At 57.4% G+C, this 18,899-nt stretch carries 19 protein-coding genes; 7 read left to right on the forward strand and 12 right to left on the reverse strand.

The window, feature by feature from the left end:
• Positions 1–12: 12 nt before the first annotated feature.
• The 7 genes from QMG15_RS09130 to QMG15_RS09160 all read right to left on the reverse strand — a co-directional run bounded on the left by QMG15_RS09130 (position 13) and on the right by QMG15_RS09160 (position 5,561).
• Positions 13–660: a DUF47 domain-containing protein gene (locus QMG15_RS09130; RefSeq protein WP_108357903.1), complete on the reverse strand. Its 648-nt coding sequence runs from the start codon at positions 658–660 to the stop codon at positions 13–15.
• A 63-nt stretch (positions 661–723) separates the two neighbouring features.
• Complete coding sequence (locus QMG15_RS09135) at positions 724–1,086, reverse strand: DMT family protein (protein WP_281788344.1); 363 nt, start codon at positions 1,084–1,086, stop codon at positions 724–726.
• Positions 1,083–1,568 (reverse strand): 2-amino-4-hydroxy-6-hydroxymethyldihydropteridine diphosphokinase, encoded by a 486-nt coding sequence (gene folK / locus QMG15_RS09140; RefSeq protein WP_281788345.1) that lies wholly within the window; start codon positions 1,566–1,568, stop codon positions 1,083–1,085. Before folK ends, QMG15_RS09135 begins: the two co-directional genes overlap by 4 nt.
• 14 nt (positions 1,569–1,582) lie before the next feature.
• Positions 1,583–3,127 (reverse strand): polynucleotide adenylyltransferase PcnB, encoded by a 1,545-nt coding sequence (pcnB, locus tag QMG15_RS09145; protein ID WP_281788346.1) that lies wholly within the window; start codon positions 3,125–3,127, stop codon positions 1,583–1,585.
• Positions 3,124–3,795 (reverse strand): HAD family hydrolase, encoded by a 672-nt coding sequence (locus QMG15_RS09150; protein WP_281788347.1) that lies wholly within the window; start codon positions 3,793–3,795, stop codon positions 3,124–3,126. The genes pcnB and QMG15_RS09150 overlap by 4 nt, the downstream gene beginning before the upstream one ends.
• Positions 3,795–4,481 carry a DnaA regulatory inactivator Hda gene (gene hda / locus QMG15_RS09155; RefSeq protein WP_281788348.1) on the reverse strand — a complete coding sequence of 229 codons (687 nt, stop codon included), beginning with the start codon at positions 4,479–4,481 and terminating at the stop codon, positions 3,795–3,797. The genes QMG15_RS09150 and hda overlap by 1 nt, the downstream gene beginning before the upstream one ends.
• Positions 4,482–4,487: 6 nt before the next feature.
• Complete coding sequence (locus QMG15_RS09160) at positions 4,488–5,561, reverse strand: AI-2E family transporter (RefSeq protein WP_281788349.1); 1,074 nt, start codon at positions 5,559–5,561, stop codon at positions 4,488–4,490.
• 82 nt (positions 5,562–5,643) lie between these two features.
• On the opposite strand from QMG15_RS09160, the gene purM reads away from it, so the two are divergent.
• A complete protein-coding gene (purM, locus tag QMG15_RS09165) occupies positions 5,644–6,672 on the forward strand; it encodes a phosphoribosylformylglycinamidine cyclo-ligase (RefSeq protein WP_281788350.1) in 1,029 nt (342 codons plus the stop codon).
• A gap of 41 nt (positions 6,673–6,713) precedes the next feature.
• Here purM and QMG15_RS09170 read toward each other — a convergent pair whose 3' ends face one another.
• Both QMG15_RS09170 and murJ read right to left on the reverse strand, forming a co-directional pair.
• A complete protein-coding gene (locus tag QMG15_RS09170) occupies positions 6,714–7,442 on the reverse strand; it encodes a transglutaminase-like domain-containing protein (protein WP_281788351.1) in 729 nt (242 codons plus the stop codon).
• 24 nt (positions 7,443–7,466) lie between these two features.
• On the reverse strand, positions 7,467–9,032 hold the full coding sequence (murJ, locus tag QMG15_RS09175) for a murein biosynthesis integral membrane protein MurJ (RefSeq protein WP_281788352.1): 1,566 nt from the start codon (positions 9,030–9,032) through the stop codon (positions 7,467–7,469).
• A gap of 118 nt (positions 9,033–9,150) precedes the next feature.
• Here murJ and rpsT point away from each other — a divergent pair, with 118 nt between their 5' ends.
• Complete coding sequence (rpsT, locus tag QMG15_RS09180) at positions 9,151–9,450, forward strand: 30S ribosomal protein S20 (RefSeq protein WP_108282997.1); 300 nt, start codon at positions 9,151–9,153, stop codon at positions 9,448–9,450.
• Between the two features lie 106 nt (positions 9,451–9,556).
• On the opposite strand, the gene QMG15_RS09185 is transcribed toward rpsT, so the two are convergent.
• Entirely contained in the window at positions 9,557–9,877 is a 321-nt protein-coding gene (locus tag QMG15_RS09185) for a DUF3579 domain-containing protein (RefSeq protein ID WP_281788353.1), read from the reverse strand.
• 196 nt (positions 9,878–10,073) lie between these two features.
• On the opposite strand from QMG15_RS09185, the gene QMG15_RS09190 reads away from it, so the two are divergent.
• Genes QMG15_RS09190 through QMG15_RS09200 form a run of 3 tightly spaced genes read left to right on the forward strand, consistent with a single transcriptional unit; the run spans position 10,074 to position 12,513 of the window.
• Positions 10,074–11,270 (forward strand): aspartate aminotransferase family protein, encoded by a 1,197-nt coding sequence (locus tag QMG15_RS09190; protein WP_281788354.1) that lies wholly within the window; start codon positions 10,074–10,076, stop codon positions 11,268–11,270.
• On the forward strand, positions 11,267–12,208 hold the full coding sequence (gene argF / locus QMG15_RS09195) for an ornithine carbamoyltransferase (protein WP_281788355.1): 942 nt from the start codon (positions 11,267–11,269) through the stop codon (positions 12,206–12,208). Before QMG15_RS09190 ends, argF begins: the two co-directional genes overlap by 4 nt.
• Positions 12,208–12,513: a YkgJ family cysteine cluster protein gene (locus tag QMG15_RS09200; protein ID WP_281788356.1), complete on the forward strand. Its 306-nt coding sequence runs from the start codon at positions 12,208–12,210 to the stop codon at positions 12,511–12,513. Before argF ends, QMG15_RS09200 begins: the two co-directional genes overlap by 1 nt.
• Before the next feature lie 6 nt (positions 12,514–12,519).
• Here QMG15_RS09200 and QMG15_RS09205 read toward each other — a convergent pair whose 3' ends face one another.
• Positions 12,520–13,740 carry an FAD-dependent monooxygenase gene (locus QMG15_RS09205; RefSeq protein ID WP_281788357.1) on the reverse strand — a complete coding sequence of 407 codons (1,221 nt, stop codon included), beginning with the start codon at positions 13,738–13,740 and terminating at the stop codon, positions 12,520–12,522.
• A gap of 88 nt (positions 13,741–13,828) precedes the next feature.
• Here QMG15_RS09205 and QMG15_RS09210 point away from each other — a divergent pair, with 88 nt between their 5' ends.
• Together QMG15_RS09210 and yegQ are read left to right on the forward strand one after the other, a co-directional pair.
• A complete protein-coding gene (locus tag QMG15_RS09210) occupies positions 13,829–14,806 on the forward strand; it encodes a tripartite tricarboxylate transporter substrate binding protein (protein ID WP_281788358.1) in 978 nt (325 codons plus the stop codon).
• A gap of 32 nt (positions 14,807–14,838) precedes the next feature.
• Positions 14,839–16,206, forward strand: a complete 1,368-nt coding sequence (yegQ, locus tag QMG15_RS09215; RefSeq protein ID WP_281788359.1) for a tRNA 5-hydroxyuridine modification protein YegQ — start codon at positions 14,839–14,841, stop codon at positions 16,204–16,206.
• A gap of 98 nt (positions 16,207–16,304) precedes the next feature.
• Here the strand turns inward: yegQ and acnB are convergent, their stop codons facing one another.
• A complete protein-coding gene (gene acnB / locus QMG15_RS09220) occupies positions 16,305–18,896 on the reverse strand; it encodes a bifunctional aconitate hydratase 2/2-methylisocitrate dehydratase (RefSeq protein ID WP_281788360.1) in 2,592 nt (863 codons plus the stop codon).
• Positions 18,897–18,899: the final 3 nt, after the last annotated feature.

Raw genomic sequence — 18,899 nt, forward strand, 5'->3', positions numbered from 1 at the left:
CGGGACTCGTGATTAAGAGTTTTCGAGGACGATGCCCTCGATCAAATTGGCCACGTCTTCGCACTTGTCAGTGATGGTTTCCAACAACTGATAAATGGCTTTGAGTTTGAGCACTTCACGCACATCGGGCTCTTCGCGGAACAACTTGCTCATGGCGCTGCGCATCACGCGGTCAGCATCTGATTCGAGCTTGTCGATTTCTTCGCAGGTCTTCAACGCGGCTTCGGCGGTGGCGTGGTCGGAGATTTTTTCCAACATGTACACGGCATCGCGCAAGCGCTCGCAGCACTTCACGCTCAAGTCTGTCAAACGCACGATCTCTTCGTTCATGACGCGCACGTCATACAAAGCCATGGTTTCAGCGGTGTCTTGAATCAAGTCAGCCACATCGTCCATGGTGTTGATCAAGGAGTGGATTTGCTCGCGATCAATGGGCGTGATGAAGGTCTTGTGGATGGCCACATTGCACTCGTGCGTGACACGGTCTGCACCGCGTTCGGCGTTGTCCACTTCTTGGTTGTATTTGTCACGCAAGATGGGGTCGTTGTAATTAGCGACCAAGCTTGAGAAAGCATGTGCAGCTTCGACGATGCGATCTGCATGCTGGTTGAACATGACGAAAAAATTGCCTTCAGTGGGCAACAACTTTCCAAATAGCATTTGGAGCTCCTGTGGATGACTTATTTATGACAGTTAGATGACGGGGCAAAGTGTAATCGCGTCTCACCCGCGAAAGACGAAATACACCGCCCCGACCATGCACAAACCAGCCCAAACATAATCCAACTTGAGTGGTTCGTTCAAGAAAAAGACTGAAAACGGTACAAACACCGCCAAGGTGATCACTTCTTGAATGATTTTGAGTTGTCCGACTTCTAACCCCGCCTCATGAAAACCAATGCGATTGGCAGGCACTTGGAGCAAATACTCCATCAGCGCAATGCCCCAACTCACCAACGCAGCGGTGTACCAAGGCGAGTTGGCCAGGCTCTTGAGGTGACCGTACCAAGCAAACGTCATGAACACATTGGCCGCAATCAGCAACAACACCGCTTGCAAAACCAAAGGAATGGCAGAAAAGTTCATGGTAAGTCCTGCAAATTGATGCGCTGAATGGCTTGGTTTTGCACTGCAGCCAATTGGACGGCGCTCACACGTTCGGGCCAAACTTCAAACAAAGGTTGAAGCACGAACGCGCGCTCTTGCCACCGAGGGTGCGGCAAGATCAGCTCTGGGCCGTCTAGTGACACATCGCCGTAAAAGATGACATCCAGATCCAGCGTGCGCGGTGCATTTTTGTAGGGGCGCTCGCGACCACTTTTCAGCTCAATCGCTTGCAAGGCATGTAACAAAACCAGCGGACTGAGCTGGGTTTGCAGCAAAGCGACAGCGTTGATGAAGTCTGGGCCTTGGGCCTCGTATGGAGCGCTACGGTACAGCGACGAGGCTTTGAGGAGTTGCGTTCCGGGCAAACCCGCCACATCGCGCAAGGCTTGCTGCACGGTGGCCACTGCATCGCCCAAATTGGCGCCAAGGGCCACGCACGCCATGACGGGGGACGTTGACATGGCGAAGGCTCCGTTTATTCGGCGGCGGGTGCGCTGCCGGCCTCACCACCTGGTTTGCGACGGCGACGGCGGCGTTTTTTGGCGGGCGATCCAACGCCCTCTTCGCCTTCGGGCTCAACCTCGCGAAAACGCGGGTCTTCGCTCTCAGGCTTTGGCGCACGACGCACCGCATGCACGCGAGGCGCGCGTTGGGATTTTTGTTGTTCTTGGCGTACTTGCTGCAGCAGGTCTTCGCGCTCGCTGTCACTGGCAACGCTGAATTCTTGCCACCAATCCGACAAGGCTTCGTCCACCTCGCCCACATCGGCGCGCAAGCGCATGAAGTCAAAGCCGGCACGGAAACGCGCTTGGTCCACCAAGGTCCAAGGGCCGCTGCCCGTGCGCTTTTCAAAGCGCGGTTGCATCATCCAAATTTCGCGCATGTCTGCGCCGAGCTTGCCGCGACCCGACACATCGCCAATGCGGGAGTCAAACACTTCGTCAATCGCGTCTTGCAAGGCGGGGAACGAAGGTTGTTTGGCGCTGCGGTGCGCCCAGGTCTCGCGCACATCCGACCACAACACACAAGCCAACAAGAAGCTAGGCGCCACAGGCTTGCCCTCGCCCACGCGGCGGTCGGTGTCGTTCAGGGCTGTGATGACGAACTGTTCGTTGGCACGTTCGACCACGATGTCGAGCAAGGGGTAAATACCTTTGGCCAACCCGTGCTGCTTGAGTTGTTCAATGCTTGCCAGCGCATGGCCGGTTTGCAAGAGTTTGAGCATTTCATCAAACAAGCGGCTTTGCGGCACATCGGCCAAGAGCTTGGCGGCTTTCTTCAACGGAGCGGCTGTCTTTGCTTCCATCTTGAAGCCCAAGCCTGCCAGCTTGGCCGCAAAACGTACGGCGCGAATCACGCGCACAGGGTCTTCACGGTAACGCGTGGCGGGGTCACCGATCATGCGGATGACTTTTTTCTTCGCGTCGGCAATGCCGCCGTGGTAGTCAATCACGTTACCCGTTTCGGGGTCGTAATACATGGCGTTGATGGTGAAGTCGCGGCGTGCCGCGTCTTGGTCTTGCGGGCCCCACACGTTGTCGCGCAGCACGCGCCCGCTAGCGTCCACCGCGTGCTTCATGTTCGCCAGCTCTTGCTTGCTGCTGCGTTCGTTGCCTTTGACTTGTTCAGCATCGGCGTTGTCTAAGTGCGCACGGAAGGTGGACACCTCAATCACCTCATGCTCGCGACCACGGCCGTACACCACATGCACGATGCGGAAACGTCGGCCAATGATGAAGGCGCGTCGGAATGCGGCTTTGACTTGTTCAGGCGTGGCGTTGGTGGCCACATCGAAGTCTTTGGGTTTCAAGCCCAACAGCAAATCACGCACGGCACCGCCCACGATGTAGGCCTCAAAGCCACGATCTTGCAAAGTGCGCACCACATTCAAGGCACGCTCGTCGACCCAGTCGACGTTGATGCCGTGCACTTTGGCAGGCACCACATGGCGTTTGCCCAAACTGGTCTTGCTGCTAACGGGTGCTTTGCCCATCAGCTTGTTGATGAATTGTTTGATCATTGTTTTGGGAAGAGTTCCAAAATCGGCCAGCCCTTTTCTAGGGCCACGGCGCGCAGTGTGTCGTCGGGGTTGGTCGCCACGGGGTGGTTGACGCGCTCCAACAGGGGCAAATCGTTGCGGGAATCGCTGTAGAACGTGGTGTCTACATCAGCCCAGTCCAAGCCTTCGCGTATGAGCCATTGTTGCAGACGTTGCACTTTGCCTTCGCGCAGGGTGGGCACACCGTTGATTTCGTTGGTGAACCAGCCTTTGGCATCACGCACCAGTTCCACCGCAATCAGCTCATCCACGCCAAAGGCTTTGGCGATTGGGCGGGTCACAAACTCGTTGGTGGCCGTGATGATGATGACGCGCTCGCCCGCATCCTTGTGCTTTTGCACCAAGGCCAAGGCCTCGGGGCGAATGGCCGGCTGAACCACGTCGCGCATGAATTGCGCATGGGCATCGGCTGCCACTTCTGGACCGCGCTGGCAAAAGGCTTCAGCGGCAAACCGGACGTATTCATGAATATCCAACGTGCCCGCCTGGTAGTGGGCATAAAACTCGTCGTTCCGCTGAATGAACGTGTCGCGTGCATGCCAGCCCAAACGCACGGTGAACTCGCCCCAGGATTGGTCAGAGTCAATCGGCAACAAAGTGTGGTCGAGGTCAAATAAGGCGAGTTTCATCACATGGCTTCCAGCATGGCTTTGATCAACGGGATGGTGATGGCGCGTTGTGTTTGCAAGGCGTAACCATCGAGTTGGTCGAGGAGTTGAATGAGGCTGCTGAGGTCACGGCTGAAACGATTGAGCATGAAGTCCATCACCTCATCGCTCAAGAACACACCGCGGTCATCGGCCTGTTGGCGCAGCACGGCACGGCGCTCGGTTTCGCTGAGCACCTGCAATTGAAAAATATGGCCCCAGCCCAAACGGGTGCGCAAGTCTTCGCGTAAGGCCAAATCACTGGGCGGAACATTGCCTGCAGCCAACACCCAACGCTGTTGGCCATCGCTGGGGGTGGTGGCATTCACAAACCAGTTGAATGCAGCGTGCTGCTGCACAGCTGTGTAAAGGTGTACATCGTCCAAGATGACCACACGCCAAGCGTCATTGAAAGCAGTCGGCTCAGCTACCGTGGCATCCATCCAGCCCACGGGGCAGCCTTGGTCACGCAAACTGGCTTGCGCGGCGCGCAGCAAATGGGTTTTGCCGCTGCCGCCCTCGCCCCACACATACGTGGGCACGGGCGAGCGTTTGTCGTTGCCCACCCACAGTTGCAAATGCTGCAAGGCAGCAAGGTTTGGACCTGCGAAAAAGTTTTTGAGTGTTGGGCCGGGGGCCAAACCAATGTCGAGCGCGATTTGCTTCATCTGCACTCAAATACCACGGTACAAGGCGCTGGCTTGGTATTGCGCACGCAAGCGGCGAATGGCCACCAGCAACACCGCGCTGGCTGGCAAGGCCACCAACACGCCCACAAAACCAAACAACTGGCCAAAGGCCATCAAAGCAAAAATCACATGCAGCGGGTGCAGGCCAATGCGCTCGCCCACCAAGCGCGGTGTGAGCACAAAGCTCTCAATGAGTTGGCCCAAGCCATACACCACCGCGACCATCAGCAGGGCCTCACTGGGCGCAAACTGCAATACGCCTGCCAGAATCGCCAAAGCCAAGCCCACGCCATAACCCACATACGGCACAAACACCGCTAAGCCGGTGAACACACCAATCGGGAATGCCAACTCCAAGCCAAAGGCCCACAAGGCCACGCTGTAGTACACCGCCAACAAGGCCATGACCGACAACTGGCCGCGCAGATATTGACCCAGCACTGCGTCACATTCGCTCACAAAGCTGTCGTAAGCACCGCGTGCGGGCATAGGCACCAAGGCCTCTACATGGCGAACGAAGCGTTGCCAATCAATTAACAAATAAAACAGCACAACGGGTATCAATATCAAATTGCCCACCACAGCCAATGCCACGCTGCCGCCAATGCGCAGCGAGGTCAGGGCTTGTTTGAAACCATCGTCAAACGAGGTGCTGAAGGTTTGCAGCACAAAGGCTTTGATGCTGGCACTGTCGAGCATGACCGGAATGCCTTTGGCTTGCAGCCAAGGCGCGATGTCGGTTTGCAGGCGCTCAACCAGCACAGGCAACTGGTCACGCATGCGAGGCAACTCATTCGCCAAGATGGGAATCAGCAAAGTGAACAAAGCCACCAGCAACAACAAAAACAGCACTTCGACCAACACCACCGCCACCAAACGGGGCAAACGGCCACCACACACACGTTGGAGACTTCGCACCAAAGGGCTCAGCACATAGGCCAGCACGGCGGCCACCACAAAGGGCATCAACACAGGCCCCAAGAGCCACAACACAAGCGCAGCCACGCCCGAAAGGCCAGTCCAAGCCAAGGCATGTTGTTGAGCGGGAGTGAATTGCATACAGCGGGACGGGTGATGGCTTTAAAATTAAGCTTCGATTCTATCGGCGCGCATCTTCTGCACGCCCCAGCACCTCCTCACTATGAACAAACCCCTCTCCTACAAAGACGCCGGCGTCGACATTGACGCAGGCGATGCCTTGGTCGAACGCATCAAACCTCTGGCCAAGAAAACCATGCGCGAGGGCGTGTTGGCAGGCATTGGCGGTTTTGGCGCCCTGTTTGAAGTGCCCAAGCGTTACAAAGAACCTGTGCTGGTGAGCGGCACGGACGGCGTGGGCACCAAGCTCAAGCTGGCCTTTGAATGGCAAATGCACGACACCGTGGGCATCGACTTGGTGGCCATGAGCGTGAACGACGTGCTGGTGCAAGGCGCTGAGCCCCTGTTCTTTCTCGACTACTTTGCCTGCGGCAAGCTGCATGTGGACACCGCCGCTGCGGTGGTCGGCGGCATTGCCAAAGGCTGCGAGCTGTCTGGCTGCGCCTTGATTGGCGGCGAAACCGCTGAAATGCCCGGCATGTACCCCGATGGCGAATACGACTTGGCAGGTTTTGCTGTCGGCGCCGTTGAAAAATCCAAAATCTTGACTGGTCAAGACGTCAAACCTGGTGACGTGGTGTTGGGCTTGGCCTCGGCTGGCGTGCACTCCAACGGCTTCTCGCTGGTGCGCAAAGTCATCGACCGTGCAGGTGCAAACGCCCCTGCCACTTTGGATGGCAAGCCGTTCAAAGAAGCCATCATGGCACCCACCCGCTTGTATGTGAAGAGCGTGTTGGCTGCTTTGGCCGAAACACCCATCAAGGCATTGGCCCACATTACTGGTGGCGGCTTGCTGGAAAACATCCCACGCGTCTTGCCCGAAGGCACAGCCGCTCACCTGAAAAAGGGAAGCTGGCCACAAACCGAGCTGTTTGCTTGGTTGCAAAACACAGCGGGCATTGACGACATCGAAATGAACCGCACCTTCAACAACGGCATTGGCATGGTGGTGGTGATTGACGCTGCCCACGCCTCTGCTTGTGCGGATGTGTTGCGCGCTCACGGCGAGCAAGTGCACACGATTGGCGTGATTGCTGAACGCGGCGACGGCGCTGCGGTGGTGGTGGCTTAAACCGCCTTGCCCCAATAAAAAAAGCACCTTCGGGTGCTTTTTTATTCTTGCTCGTCGTCCACTTGCGGCAGCAGCACCATCAACCGCTGCTTCACCAACATCAACCGCTCAGGGTCTTGGTGCGAGGTGTACACCTCTTCCAAATTGCGCAACATGCGCGCCACAATTTCGCGTGGCGTAGCGGCCCGCAAATAGTGTTTGAGCAACTCGTCCGAGACATGGCCGTCACGCAACAAGCCAGACTCGGCATGCAGTGGCACCAAGCGCTCTGACAGCTCTTCCTTGCTGAGCGACTCGCCCGTGAACGGGTCAATCACCACCTGCCCTTCGTTGGGATAAGGCAAACGCACCTTCACCAAGAAGTGCCCCGGAAAACCAACGCCTTGGGCGTTAAGCCCCAAGCCCAGCGCCAGCTCTAGCCATAACACCGCCAAGCTGATGGGAATACCGCGCCGCGTGCGCAGCATCACGTGCAAATAGCTGTTGTCGGGGTCGTAGTAGTTGTTGAGGTTGCCGCTGAAGCCTTGCTCTTCAAAGAAAAACTTGTTCAACAAGCGCAGCTTCTGCATGGCGCCCGCATCGGCAGGCAAGCGTTGTTTCAAGCGGCTGCCCAATTGGTCGACCTGGTCCAACACCTGTTGAATGTCTAACTCGGGGTATTCGTCTTGGGCCAAGCTGGCAGCAGCTTCGAGCAACGGAAAGTGTTCGTCGCTTTGCACCAGCGAGGCAAAGTATTCCAAGGCGGTGGGTACTTCCAATTTGAAATCCATGGCTCTGTCCCCTCTTGTTTTGAGTTATCGGCGCAGCAAGATGCGCAGCTTCAAACCGGTGAGGGTCAGCGTGGCGAAGTACAGCAATGCACTCACCGCCAGCACACCCGCCATCAAGCCCACACGCAGCAGTGGTGTGGCGTGCAAGGCGGTCCAGTCCCAATATTGCGCCGACCAGCACAGCCAAGCGCCCAGCACGGCACACGCCGCCAACACTTGCAACACAAAGCGCGTCCAGCCTGCGCTCATCACATACGTTCCATTTTTTCGCAAACCCCACAGCAGCCAAGCTGCGTTGACCAATGCGCCCAAGCCAATCGACAAGGCCAAACCCGCATGCGCCAAAAAGGGCACCAACGCCACGTTGAACAACTGAGTAATCACCAGCACCGCCACCGCAATGCGCACAGGCGTACGAATGTCTTGGCTGGCGTAGAAACCAGGGGCCAACACTTTGATGGCCACCAAACCCAACAAGCCCACGCCATAGCCCATCAGCGCCAGCGTGGTTTGCTGCACATCGTGCGCGCTGAAAGCACCGTAGTTGTAGAGCACGGCCACCAAGGCTTTAGAAAACACCAACAAGGCCAAGGCACACGGCAACGCCAAGACCACCACCAAACGCAGGCCCCAATCAAGCATGTCTGAATATTTGGCCGTGTCGTTGGCCGCTTTGGCCGCCGAAAGCTGGGGCATCAGCACCACGCCCAAAGCCACGCCCAACAAGGCGGTAGGAAACTCCATCAAGCGGTCGGCGTAGCTCAGCCAGCTCACGCTGCCCGGGGTCAACTGCGAGGCAATTTGCGTGTTGATGAGCAAAGAAATCTGCGCCACGCTCACGCCCAGCAAAGCGGGGGCCATGAGCTGCAAGATGCGCTTGGGGCCTTCGGCGCCCCAAGCCTCGCGCACAGCGCGCCAGCTCAGGCCTACGCGGGGCAACATGCCTAAACGGCGCAAAGCCAAGAGCTGCACACTCAGCTGGGCCACGCCGCCCAGCATCACGCCTGCGGCCAAGGCGTAAATCGGTGGCACACCCAAAGCGCCAAACCAAGGGCCGCCCCACCAAGCCGCAGCAATCATGGCCACGTTCAACAGCACCGGCGTGGCCGCAGGCACGGCAAAACGCTTCCACGTGTTGAGCACACCCGCAGCCAAGGCCACCAGCGACATGAAGGCGATGTACGGGAACATAAAGCGGGTCATCACCACCGCCACCTCAAAGCCTTGGGGCGATTGCTGCAAACCACTGGCCATCGCCCACACCAACAACGGCGCGCCAGCCACACCCAGCACACTGGTGAACAACAAAGCCCAAATCAGCAAGGTCGCGACTTGGTTGATCAGCACATGGGTGGCTTCGTCGCCGTGCTGCTGGCGACTGGCAGCCAACACGGGCACAAAGGCTTGGCTGAACGCACCCTCGGCAAACAGGCGGCGGAACAAATTGGGGATGCGAAACGCCACATTGAAGGCGTCGGTCAGGGCGCTGGCCCCGAAAGTCGAGGCAATCAGCAGTTCGCGCATCAGGCCTGTGATGCGGGAAACCAGGGTCAAGCCCGAGACGATGGAGGCAGATTTGAACAGTGACACGCTTTGGAGTGTAGCGAGGCCTTGGCTGGCCTTTCGGGCGGGCTTCGGCACCAGTTTTGGGATTTGCTACAATCGTGGGCTTTGCTGACATCATCCTCAGACACGTAAGGAAATTATCATGGCTTCAGCCAAACCCAAGAAAAAGAACCCACGCCTGGCATCAGGCCGTAAACGCGTCCGTCAGGACATCAAAATCAACGCTGCCAACACCTCGTTGCGCTCGAAGTACCGCACTGCGGTGAAGAACGTCGAGAAAGCTGTCTTGGCTGGCGACAAAACCAAAGCTACCGAACTGTTTGCCAAGATGCAAGCCGTTGTGGACACGATTGCTGACAAAGGCATCTTCCACAAAAACAAAGCAGCTCGCGATAAGAGCCGCTTGTCGACCAAGGTGAAAGCCTTGGCACTCGCCGCCTAATTTATTAGGCAACCAGCCCGGGCTGACTGTTCAGCCCGCCGTTTGTAACGGGTGCGCTGTCAGCAAAGAAAAAGCAAAAACCCGCTCTTGAGCGGGTTTTTTGTTGTTAAGTAGCAGATGGGTGCTCGGGCAACAAGCAGGCTTCCACGACTTGCAAGTTGTTGTCTTTGGCGAAGTTCATCACGAAGTTCCAGGCCATGGGCTCTTCGTCGCGCAAGTCGGTATGAACAATGACGCATTTGTTGCCGTCCAGCGTGTTGGGCACACACCAAGGGGAATAGCTCAAATGGCTGCCGGGGGTAGCGCCACCCGGACGGAATTGACTCATCACGCCCGCCAAACGCTCGGCCCAGTCGCTGGGGCGAAACGTGCGTCCTTCTTGGGTCAAACCCAGAATAAAAACTTCTTTGGCGGAGTGTGAAATCATCGGGTAGATGCGCAGGGCTGTTGCTTGAGTGACGGGGGATCTCCCACTGACGCTCGGGTGACACTATTCTATCTTATATAAGACTTGTGGCATTTTCATGAATGCAAACACGCCACTGTTTTGTCACACGACAGCCTCTAAAATCTCATGTCAACGGCTCAACCTTCGTTGGGTCGTTTTTTATTTTGGAGTTGACATGACCACGCCTGCCGCATCCCCCCATTGCATGAACACCTACGGCCGTTTGCCCGTGGCTTTATCGCATGGCAAAGGATTGCGTGTGTGGGACACCAACGGCAAGGCCTACCTTGACGCCTTGGCTGGCATTGCCGTCAACACCTTGGGCCACGCCCACCCCCAGCTCACCCCTGCCTTGCAAGACCAGGTGGGCAAGATGATCCACAGCTGCAACTACTACCACATCCCCCTGCAAGAAGCACTGGCAGCCAAGTTGGTCGAGTTGTCGGGCATGACCAATGTCTTCTTCTGCAACAGCGGTTTGGAAGCCAACGAAGCAGCCCTCAAACTGGCACGCAAGTTTGGCCACATGAAGGGCATTGAGAAGCCTGAAATCGTGGTTTACGAAAAAGCCTTTCATGGCCGTTCGTTGGCGACCCTCGCGGCCACCGGCAACGAAAAAATCAAAGAAGGCTTTGGCCCCATGATGGAGGGGTACATCCGCGTGCCCGTCAACAACATCGAGGCCTTGAAAAAAGCCACCGAAGGCAACCCCAATGTGGCAGCCGTGTTCTTTGAAACCATTCAAGGTGAAGGTGGCGTCAAGCCTATGAATACGGACTACCTCCAACAAGTCCGCCAACTCTGCGACGAACGCGATTGGCTTTTGATGATTGACGAAGTGCAATGCGGCATGGGCCGCACCGGCAAATGGTTTGCACACCAATGGTCAGGCATCGTGCCTGACGTGATGCCCTTGGCCAAAGGCCTAGGCTCAGGTGTACCGGTTGGCGCGGTGGTAGCAGGCCCCAAAGCCGCTCACATTTTCCAACCCGGCAACCACGGCACCACCTTTGGCGGCAACCCCTTGGCCATGCGCGCCGGTGTGGAAACCATCCGCATCATGGAAGAAGACAAGTTGCTGGACAACGTGCTCAAGGTTGGCGCGCATTTGCATGCGGCCCTGCATCGTGAGCTCGATGGTGTGAAGGGCGTGAAAGAAATTCGCGGCCAAGGCCTGATGATTGGCATTGACCTCGACCGTCCATGCGGCGTGCTGATGCAACGCGCACTTGATGCGGGCTTGTTGCTCAGCGTCACCGCCGACAGCGTGGTGCGTTTGGTGCCATCGCTCATCATCACCGAGGCAGAGGCTGACGAAGTGGTCGCCATCCTCGTGCCGCTCATCCAAACATTCTTGGCAGAAGCCCCATGACCCAAGCGCTGAAACATTACCTGCAATTCACTGATTTGTCGGCGGACGAATACGCCTACGTGTTTCAACGCGCAGCGCTCATCAAGAAGAAATTCAAAGCCTACGAAAAACACCACACGCTGGCCGACCGTACGCTGGCGATGATTTTTGAAAAAGCCTCCACACGCACCCGCGTGAGCTTTGAAGCAGGCATGTATCAGCTGGGAGGCTCGGTGGTGCACCTCACCACGGGCGACAGCCAACTGGGCCGTTCGGAGCCCATCGAAGACAGCGCCAAAGTCATCAGCCGCATGACAGACTTGGTGATGATTCGTACCTACGGCCAAGACAAAATCAGCAACTTTGCCGCCAACTCGCGCGTGCCCGTGATCAACGGCTTGACCAACGAGTTTCACCCTTGCCAAATCATGGCGGACTTGTTCACCTTCATCGAGCACCGCGGCTTGACCGTGCATCCGCTCGAATGCCTCAAAGGCAAAGTGGTGGCGTGGGTGGGTGATGGCAACAACATGGCCAACACTTGGCTGCAAGCCGCAGACATGCTGGGCTTCACCGTCCACGTCAGCACGCCCAGCGGCTACGAGGTGAACCCCGCCATTGCGGGCCTGAAAAACACCGATTGCTACAAAGTGTTTGCCAACCCCATGCAAGCCTGCGAAGGCGCAGATCTGGTCACCACCGACGTGTGGACCAGCATGGGCTACGAGGCTGAAAACGAAGCGCGCAAAAAAGCCTTCGCCGATTGGTGTGTCGACAGCGAGATGATGGCCGTGGCCAAACCCAACGCCCTCTTCATGCATTGCTTGCCCGCCCACCGCGGAGAAGAAGTGTCGGCTGACGTGATTGATGGCCCACAAAGCGTGGTGTGGGACGAAGCCGAAAACCGCATGCACGTGCAAAAAGCACTCATGGAGTACCTGCTGCTCGGGCGTCAGTGATGTCCGCCTGCACCAGCTGCGGCGCCTGCTGCGCCAGCTTTCGGGTGGACTTCAGCGTGGAAGAAATGGACACGCACGGCGGCTCTGTGCCCACAGGCTTGGGTCAAGAACTCACCGCCACGATGTGCCGCATGCGCGGCACCGACTACTCGCCACCGCGTTGCGCCGCACTCAGCGGCAAAGTGGGCGAGAAAGCCACTTGCGGTATTTACGAATGGCGCCCCTCCCCTTGCCGAGAGTTTGAAGAAGGCAGCGATGCTTGCCAGCGTGCGCGTATGCGCCAAGGTTTGCCTGCGCTTGACTAACTCAGATTAGTTGCGGTCATAGCCATACAACCACGGCACATCCATCAAACGCGCACCCATGAGCCTCAAGCCCATGTCGCGACCTAGGCGCATTGGCCCCGTGGCATGAAAAATTTGACCGTTGCGCACGGCCCTCGCCTGCACGCGTCCATTGCGTTGCCAGCGGGCTTGGGCGAACTGCTGCAGTCGTTCAGGCACATCCTCTGCCGTGGCATGGTGCAACTGCAAAGCCAGCTCAGACGCATCCTCAATCGCCATGCCTGCGCCTTGCGCCAAGTACGGCAGCATGGGGTGCGCTGCATCGCCCACCAGAGCGACGCGGCCTTGCACATGCTCGTTTGCACCCCGCATCGCAGGCCTACCGCACAGGGGCCACAAACGCCAATCGCTGCAAGCAGCCATCAAGTCAGTCAGCGGCGCACACGCCCCGCGCAATGCGTGGTGCAGCTCGGCCAAGGTTTGCGCTTCTGACTTTTGCGCATTCCATGTTTGCAAGGCCTGCAAGTCATTGGCATCGTCGTCTAACAAACGCCCCTCGGCCAAACACACCACATTCAGGTACTCGCCGCCACGCACGGGGTAGCTCACCACATGGGCTTGTGAGCCCATCCACACCGACACATCTTGGCTACGCAAATGCAAGGGCAAGTCGGCTTGTGCCACCAGTGCGCGGTAAGCAATGTGCCCCGTAAAAACTGGCAAATCATCACCCAACAACTGTTGACGCAATGGGCTCCACACGCCATCGGCGGCCACCGCTGCTGGGCCATGATGGCGTTGAAGCTGGCCGTGTTGCATCACATCAAGCATGACGCTATCTGGGGTTTGATGCACACGCTGCACCACCGAATCGCTGTGCACTTGCACGCCTTCACGCGCAGCAGCTTGCAACAACAAGCCGTGCAAGTCAGCACGGTGGAGGGTCACGTAGGGCGCGCCGTAGGTGCTCACCGCATCTTTCAAAGGCAAGGTCGCCAACACCTCACCCGTGTTCATGCTGCGCGCACGTAAACCCGCAGGAAACGCCGCCACTTGCTTAAGTGCATCGCCCAAACCCCAGGCTTGCAAAATGCGTGTCACGTTGGGGCCCAGCTGCACGCCAGCGCCCACCTCTGAAAACTCAGGTGCGCGCTCAAACACCGTGGCACGCCACCCTGCACGCGCCACTGCAAAGCCCGCTGCCATGCCTGCAATACCGCCACCAGCAATCAACACATTTCGATTCATATACGTGATTGTGCTATGCCTGAAGCTCTCAGAAAGTCTACCGTCCAGCCTATGATTTGTGGCATCTGAAAATAAGGAGACTTCCACCATGAAACGTCGCACCCTCATTCAAGCCGCAGCCAGTAGCAGCTTGCTGCCCCTGTTCGCACAAGCCCAAGACAAGTACCCCAACCCCAGCAAAACCATCCTATGGATTTGCCCCTACGCTGCAGGCGGTAACGCCGACAGCCGCTCACGCCAAGTGGCCAAAGCCATGGGCACCCTGTTGGGCCAGCCCATCATCATCGACAACAAGGCGGGTGCAGGCGGCAACATTGGCACCGAAGCCATTGCTCGCGGCAAGCCCGATGGCTACACCTTGGGCATGGGCAACTTCGCGCCCTTGGCTGTCAACCAGGCCTTGTTCAAAAAGCTTAACTTCGATCCACTGAACGACCTCACACCCATTTGCTTGATTGAACGCGGTCCCCTCATCTTGATGGTGCGCAACGACTCACCCTACAAAACTGTCAAAGACCTCGTGGCCGCCGCCAAAGCATCGCCCGGCAAACTCAGCTACGGCTCGGGCGGCATTGGTGGCTCGCACCATTTGAGCGGTGCTTTGTTTGAGCACGCGGCCGGCATTGACATGATTCATGCCCCCTACAAAAGCGGCTCTGCCGCAGCCACCGATTTGATGGGTGGCCAAGTCCACATGATGTTTGAGCAGATGTATGCCGCCATGCCCTCCATCCAAGGCGGTCGCATGCGCGCATTGGCCATCACCAGCAAAAAACGTTCGCCTTTGTTGCCCAACTTGCCCACCATGGGTGAGCAAGGCTTCCCCGAGGTCGAAGTGCTCAACTGGCAAGGCTTGATTGGCCCCAAAGGCATGGCGCCTGAGTTGGTCAAGCAGCTCAACGCCGTGTGCAACCAAGCCCTGCAAACGGCCGAGGTGAAAGAAAAAATCTTGAGCCAAGGCAACGAAATCGGTGGCGGCACGCCCGAGCAATTTGCGGCGCTCATCAAGGCAGAAGCCCCACGTTGGGCAAAAGTCGTGCGGGATGCGAAAATCGACCCTGAATGATTTTCTAGCTGCCCTGTAAGCAGCAACTACCTATGACCACACTCAAAGCCCCCGAGCTCCTGCTACCCGCAGGTTCGCTCGACAAAATGCGCGCCGCTTATGACTTCGGCGCTGACGCCGTGTATGCCGGCCAACCCCGTTACAGCTTGCGCGCGCGCAACAACGAGTTCCGCCTTGAGCAAATTGGCATCGGCATCGCCGAAGCCCACGCACGCGGCAAGAAGTTCTTTTTGACCAGCAACTTGCTGCCGCACAACGACAAGGTGCGCACCTACTTGCGTGACATCGAACCCATCATCGCGATGAAGCCCGATGCGCTCATCATGGCCGATCCCGGCCTCATCATGATGGTGCGCGAGAAGTGGCCTGAGGTGGACATTCACCTGTCGGTGCAAGCCAACACGGTGAACTGGGCGGCGGTGAAGTTTTGGCAGAAGGTGGGCGTGAAGCGCATCATCTTGTCGCGTGAACTCAGCTTTGACGAGATTGAAAAAATTCGCCAAGAGTGCCCCGACATGGAGCTCGAAGTGTTCGTGCACGGCGCCTTGTGCATTGCGTATTCAGGCCGTTGTTTGTTGTCAGGCTACTTCAACCGCCGCGACCCCAACCAAGGCACGTGCACCAACGCCTGCCGCTGGAGCTATGGCACACAAGCCAGCGCTACCGACCCCAACACCGGCGAAGCCATGGCCTTGCCCATGGAAGGCGACTTTGACTTTGCCAAGTCACAGCAAGAAGCCGAGTCCAGCTTCTCGTCTTGCGGCAACGGCGAGCGCCACCCCGCCGCCGACAACATTTACTTGCTCGAAGAAAAAGGCCGCCCCGGCCAGCTCATGCCCATCATGGAAGACGAGCACGGCACCTACATCATGAACAGCAAAGACTTGCGTGCTGTCGAATACGTGGAACGCCTCACCAAAATTGGCGTGGACTCACTCAAGATTGAAGGTCGCACGAAGTCGCTTTATTACGTGAGCCGCACCGCACAGGTGTATCGCCGCGCCATTGACGACGCCGTGGCAGGCCGCCCCTTCAACCCCGAGCTCATCACCGAACTCGAAGGCTTGGCCAACCGCGGCTACACCGCTGGCCTGATGGACCGCCGCCCTGCCAATGACTACCAAAACTATGAAACCGGTCACTCCATTGCACACCGCAGTCAGTTTGTGGGCGAAGTGCGCGGCGTGGCTGACGGTTGGGCTGAGATTGAAACCAAAAACAAATTCTCCGTCGGCGACACCATCGAAATCATTCACCCCAGCGGCAACCGCAAGGTGAAGCTTGAGCAAATGAAAGACAAAAACGGCGCCTCCATCGAGGTGGCTGCAGGCAGCCCCACGCATGTGTGGATTCCTGTGGATGGGCCAGTTGAAGGTGGCTTGTTGGCGCGCATGTTCTAAACCGCATCGCCCCAAAACAAAACCCCGCAAGGCTCGCGCTTTGCGGGGTTTTGTTTTGTCACCCAAGCACCGAAGTGCTGGGTGAAGACGCAGACAGCTTACGCTGTCACGCCTTTGGCCGTTTCAACGTATTCGTCGATTTGGTTGAAGTTCAGGTACTTGTAGATAGCTTCGCCGTCTTTATTCACCACACCCATGGCTTCGTGGTATTCGGCCACGGTGGGGAACTTGCCCATCTTCGAGGTGATGGCGGCCAACTCGGCAGACGCCAAGTACACGTTGGTGTTCTTGCCCAAACGGTTGGGGAAGTTACGTGTGGAGGTAGACACCACGGTCGCGCCTTCGCGCACTTGTGCTTGGTTACCCATGCACAACGAGCAGCCTGGCATTTCGGTACGTGCACCAGCAGTGCCGAACGCAGCGTAGTGGCCTTCTTTGATCAACTCGCTCTCGTCCATCTTCGTTGGAGGTGCGACCCACAACTTGACGGGGATGTCGCGTTGACCGCCGAGCAACTTGGCAGCAGCACGGAAGTGGCCGATGTTGGTCATGCAAGAACCGATGAAGGCTTCGTCGATCTTGGTGCCAGACACTTCAGACAAGAACTTCGCATCATCTGGGTCGTTCGGGCAGCACACGATGGGCTCTTTGATGTCGGCCAAATCGATGTCGATGACGTGTGCGTACTCGGCATCTTTGTCGGCTTCGAGCAGGTTAGGCGCAGCCAACCACTGTTCAACCTTCTCAATGCGGCGAGCCAAAGTGCGTGCGTCGGCGTAGCCGTCGGCGATCATGTTCTTCATCAGAACCACGTTGGACTTCAGGTATTCCTGCACGGGCTCTTTGTTGAGCTTGATCGTGCAACCTGCAGCTGAACGCTCGGCAGATGCGTCAGACAATTCAAACGCTTGTTCGACCTTGAGATTTGGCAAGCCTTCGATTTCCAAAATGCGGCCAGAGAATTCGTTGATCTTGCCGGCCTTGGCCACGGTCAACAAACCTTTCTTGATCGCGTACAAAGGAATCGCGTGCACCAAGTCGCGCAAGGTCACGCCGGGTTGCATTTCGCCTTTGAAGCGAACCAGGATGGACTCGGGCATGTCCAAAGGCATCACGCCTGTGGCAGCACCGAACGCCACCAAGCCAGAACCGGCTGGGAAGCTGATACCGATGGGGAAACGTGTGTGCGAGTCGCCACCTGTACCGACGGTGTCAGGCAACAACAAACGGTTCAACCAAGAGTGAATCACACCGTCGCCTGGGCGCAGAGCCACGCCGCCACGGTTGCTGATGAACGCTGGCAATTCGCGGTGCGTCTTCACGTCCACCGACTTGGGGTAAGCCGCTGTGTGGCAGAACGATTGCATGACCATGTCAGCCGAGAAGCCCAAGCAAGCCAAGTCTTTCAACTCGTCGCGGGTCATCGGGCCTGTGGTGTCTTGTGAACCCACGGTGGTCATCTTGGGTTCGCAGTAAGTGCCGGGGCGAACGCCTTGGCCTTCTGGCAAACCAACCGCACGACCCACCATCTTTTGCGCCAAGGTGAAACCAGCTTTGGTGGCGATAGGCGCTGTGGGCAAACGGAACAAGGTAGAAGCAGGCAGACCCAAGAACTCACGAGCCTTGGCGGTCAAGCTGCGACCAATGATCAAGTTGATACGGCCACCGGCGCGCACTTCGTCAAACAACACATCGCTCTTGAGTTTGAACTCAGTCACAGTCGCGCCGTTTTTCACAATCTTGCCGTCGTAGGGCAGGATGTCGATGACGTCACCCATTTCGAGCTTGGTCACGTCCACTTCGATCGGCAATGCGCCAGAGTCTTCTTGGGTGTTGAAGAAGATGGGGGCAATCTTGCCGCCCAAAGTCACGCCACCGAAGCGCTTGTTTGGCACGAAGGGGATGTCTTGGCCTGTGGCCCAGATCACGCTGTTGGTGGCTGATTTGCGGCTAGAGCCTGTACCCACCACGTCGCCCACGTAGGCCACCAAATGGCCTTTTTTCTTCAGGTCTTCGATGAACTGCATGGGGCCGCGCTTGCCGTCTTCTTCGGGCTTGAACGCTGCGCCTTCGCGGGTGTTTTTCAACATTGCCAAGTAGTGCAATGGAATGTCTGGACGGCTCCATGCGTCAGGGGCTGGCGACAGGTCGTCGGTGTTGGTTTCGCCAGGCACCTTGAACACGGTGACTGTGATTTTCTTTTCGACTTCAGGACGTGTGGTGAACCACTCGCCTTCGGCCCAGCTTTGCATGACTTCTTTGGCTTTGGCGTTGCCAGCCTTGGCTTTGTCGGCGACGTCGTTGAAGAAGTCGAACATCAACAAAGTTTTCTTCAAGGCTTCACCGGCCACAGCAGCCACTTCGGCGTCGTCGAGCAATTCGATCAGGGGGTGCACGTTGTAGCCACCCACCATGGTGCCCAACAGCTCAGTGGCTTTGGACTTAGAGATCAAGCCAACCTTGACTTCACCGTGTGCCACAGCGGCCAAGAAAGAGGCTTTGACTTTGGCTGCGTCGTCCACGCCGGGTGGCACGCGGTGGGTCAACAAGTCCATCAACGCTGCGTCTTCGCCTGCAGGTGGGTTCTTGATCAGCTCGATCAATTCAGCCGTTTGCTTGGCATCCAAAGGCAGTGGTGGGATACCCAGCGCTGCGCGCTCGGCTACGTGTTCACGGTAGGCTTTCAACATGGT

It is taken from the genome of Limnohabitans sp. INBF002, from assembly GCF_027924905.1.
Lineage (GTDB): Bacteria > Pseudomonadota > Gammaproteobacteria > Burkholderiales > Burkholderiaceae_C > Limnohabitans.

Bases quoted from the DNA above. Each gene is read 5' to 3' on its own strand.
- QMG15_RS09130 (WP_108357903.1), bottom strand. From the start codon at position 660: ATGCTATTTGGAAAGTTGTTGCCCACTGAAGGCAATTTTTTCGTCATG.
- QMG15_RS09135 (WP_281788344.1), bottom strand. From the start codon at position 1,086: ATGAACTTTTCTGCCATTCCTTTGGTTTTGCAAGCGGTGTTGTTGCTG.
- folK (WP_281788345.1), bottom strand. From the start codon at position 1,568: ATGTCAACGTCCCCCGTCATGGCGTGCGTGGCCCTTGGCGCCAATTTG.
- pcnB (WP_281788346.1), bottom strand. From the start codon at position 3,127: ATGATCAAACAATTCATCAACAAGCTGATGGGCAAAGCACCCGTTAGC.
- QMG15_RS09150 (WP_281788347.1), bottom strand. From the start codon at position 3,795: ATGAAACTCGCCTTATTTGACCTCGACCACACTTTGTTGCCGATTGAC.
- hda (WP_281788348.1), bottom strand. From the start codon at position 4,481: ATGAAGCAAATCGCGCTCGACATTGGTTTGGCCCCCGGCCCAACACTC.
- QMG15_RS09160 (WP_281788349.1), bottom strand. From the start codon at position 5,561: ATGCAATTCACTCCCGCTCAACAACATGCCTTGGCTTGGACTGGCCTT.
- purM (WP_281788350.1), top strand. From the start codon at position 5,644: ATGAACAAACCCCTCTCCTACAAAGACGCCGGCGTCGACATTGACGCA.
- QMG15_RS09170 (WP_281788351.1), bottom strand. From the start codon at position 7,442: ATGGATTTCAAATTGGAAGTACCCACCGCCTTGGAATACTTTGCCTCG.
- rpsT (WP_108282997.1), top strand. From the start codon at position 9,151: ATGGCTTCAGCCAAACCCAAGAAAAAGAACCCACGCCTGGCATCAGGC.
- QMG15_RS09185 (WP_281788353.1), bottom strand. From the start codon at position 9,877: ATGATTTCACACTCCGCCAAAGAAGTTTTTATTCTGGGTTTGACCCAA.
- QMG15_RS09190 (WP_281788354.1), top strand. From the start codon at position 10,074: ATGACCACGCCTGCCGCATCCCCCCATTGCATGAACACCTACGGCCGT.
- argF (WP_281788355.1), top strand. From the start codon at position 11,267: ATGACCCAAGCGCTGAAACATTACCTGCAATTCACTGATTTGTCGGCG.
- QMG15_RS09200 (WP_281788356.1), top strand. From the start codon at position 12,208: ATGTCCGCCTGCACCAGCTGCGGCGCCTGCTGCGCCAGCTTTCGGGTG.
- QMG15_RS09205 (WP_281788357.1), bottom strand. From the start codon at position 13,740: ATGAATCGAAATGTGTTGATTGCTGGTGGCGGTATTGCAGGCATGGCA.
- QMG15_RS09210 (WP_281788358.1), top strand. From the start codon at position 13,829: ATGAAACGTCGCACCCTCATTCAAGCCGCAGCCAGTAGCAGCTTGCTG.
- yegQ (WP_281788359.1), top strand. From the start codon at position 14,839: ATGACCACACTCAAAGCCCCCGAGCTCCTGCTACCCGCAGGTTCGCTC.
- acnB (WP_281788360.1), bottom strand. From the start codon at position 18,896: ATGTTGAAAGCCTACCGTGAACACGTAGCCGAGCGCGCAGCGCTGGGT.